We start from the raw sequence: 2,351 nt of genomic DNA on the forward strand, positions 1-2,351 counted from the left end.
TTCAGCGCGGTCAGAGAAAATGACACGATACAGATATAATTAATGTTATAGAGAAATTATAAATAAATATTTAAGATAATCATGTTGTTATCATCGTGATTTGAAGGAAATATTGTATGGCAGATATGCACTGGTTAGTGATCGCGTTGATTCTTGGCCTAGTAGAAGGCTTAACAGAATTTTTACCGATATCCTCTACCGGACATATGATATTAGTCAGTCAATTACTAGGATTAAATGACGATAAAACAAAGACCTTTGAGGTGATCATCCAACTGGGCCCCATTTTGGCGGTAGTTGTCATGTTCTGGCGTAGGTTATTTAACCTGATCGGTATCCATTTTGGTGTAGTACATAAGCATAATAATATTAGTAACAATCGTCGGTTGGATCTCAGTCATATTATACTTGGTATAGTGCCATCTGTAGTGCTTGGACTAATTTTTTATAAACAAATTAAATCTCTTTTCGAACCCAAATGCGTAATGTATGCATTAGTTGTAGGTAGCCTGTTACTACTAGTTGGTCAATGGCTGAATCCTAGTAAATCCCGCGCTACGGGCATCGACGATATTAGTTATCTACAGGCATTTTTTATCGGCTGCTTTCAATGTTTTGCTTTATGGCCTGGTTTCTCCCGCGCTGGGGCTACAATCAGCGGGGGTATGTTGGTAGGAGTAAGCCGTGATGCTGCATTTGAGTTTTCTTTTATTCTCGCGGTTCCGATGATGTTAGGAGTTTTTATATTGGATTTATATAAAAGCTTACCTTTTCTGTTATGGCAGGATTTGCCAATGTTCACTGTTGGTTTAGTAACAGCATTTATTGTGGCGCTGATTACTCTTCAATTATTCTTGCATATTATTAAGTACATATCCTTCGTTCCTTTTGTTATCTATCGCTTTGTACTAGTTACGGTTTTATACTGGGTTTAATAGGATGGATTGATTAGGCTACTAAATTAATTAGAGATAGTGTTGTGTTGTGTGTTGGTACCTACTCTGTTGCTTCCATCTTGCTATTGCGTGCTCACGTTGCTGACGGAGCTGTTCTCCAATGGTTTTGCCAGTAAAGCCATTATTTATCACCTGGCGCGACGTGATAGAAGAGGCAACGCAGTAAGCTTCACGCAACCATTCTCCCTGAGGATAGGGATGATTTTCAAACCCGGTACGTCCGCGGGCGTCTGCTTTACTAATTAGGATCATCTGCTCTAGACGCTCAGGACGACGCCAGACATCGATGGTATAAAAAAAGGTTATCAACTTCTTCGGCGTTAGCTTTGCTGCGTAGTGCAGCAAATCATGATACTCTGTCACTATTTTTGCTAAATCCCGCAGCGAATTTGGTACTCGCAGGCGTCGGCACAAAGACTCTACTAACTGAACTCCTGCCTGGCCATGCCCATGATGACTAGGCCACTTATCGGGTGGAGTTAATCCTTTACCCACATCATGACAGAGGGATGCGAAGCGGACCGCAATATTGTCGGATAACCTTGCCGCTATCGCTACTGTCATCAGAGTATGAATACCAGTATCGATCTCTGGATGCCATTTAGCTGGGGCGGGGATACCAAAAAGTGCATCTACTTCGGGGAAGAGCGGCTCTAGAGCACCACAATCACGTAGAACCTTAAAATATATTTGCGGATCACGTGTTGCTAGTGCTTTTTCTGTCTCTTTCCATACTCGCTCCGGGGACAGCAGTGGTAACTCACCAGTCATATGCTGCATCATAACTAACGTCTCCGGGACGATACGGAAATCAAGGTGAGCTAATTGCGCCGCGAATCGTGCCACCCTAAGTACACGTAGCGGATCTTCGTAGAAAGCTTCGGAAACATGACGTAGCCAGCGTTGACTAATATCACGCTGACCCTGATAGGGATCAATTAATAATCCCTGTTCATCGCAGGCAATGGCATTTATGGTGAGATCACGGCGTCGTAGATCTTCTTCTAGAGTTATTTCTGGTGAAGCATAATAGGTAAAACCGGTATACCCACCTCTTTCTGACTTTTTTTCAATACGTGCTAGTGCATATTCTTCGCGACTTTGGGGATGCAGGAACACCGGGAAATCTTTTCCAACTTGTTGGTATCCTGCTATCAGCATCTCTTGCAGTGTGGCGCCTACGACAACCCAATCCCGCTCTTTTACCGGAAGTTGCAGTAACCTGTCACGTACTGCACCGCCCACCAGATATTTTTCCAAATTAATATCCCTACCCTTACTATCTTATAGTAGCATAAATTATTGTGTGTTATTATTCTGGTAGAATCGCTTAACTACACTATTACACTACTATTACACTTCTGCGGATCAGATAAATCTGAGTCAGAAACAATA

General features: G+C 42.4%; 2 protein-coding genes. One reads left to right on the forward strand and one right to left on the reverse strand.

The genetic code is table 11. The features are described 5' to 3' along the window. Positions 1–116 precede the first annotated feature (116 nt). Positions 117–935, forward strand: a complete 819-nt coding sequence (bacA, locus tag CEX73_RS01820) for an undecaprenyl-diphosphate phosphatase (protein ID WP_101626897.1) — start codon at positions 117–119, stop codon at positions 933–935. A 30-nt stretch (positions 936–965) separates the two neighbouring features. On the opposite strand, the gene CEX73_RS01825 is transcribed toward bacA, so the two are convergent. Further along, positions 966–2,216: a multifunctional CCA addition/repair protein gene (locus CEX73_RS01825; RefSeq protein ID WP_101626898.1), complete on the reverse strand. Its 1,251-nt coding sequence runs from the start codon at positions 2,214–2,216 to the stop codon at positions 966–968. Positions 2,217–2,351: the final 135 nt, after the last annotated feature.

The sequence above is a fragment of the Candidatus Palibaumannia cicadellinicola genome (genome assembly GCF_002855795.1).
GTDB lineage: Bacteria > Pseudomonadota > Gammaproteobacteria > Enterobacterales > Enterobacteriaceae > Baumannia > Baumannia cicadellinicola_C.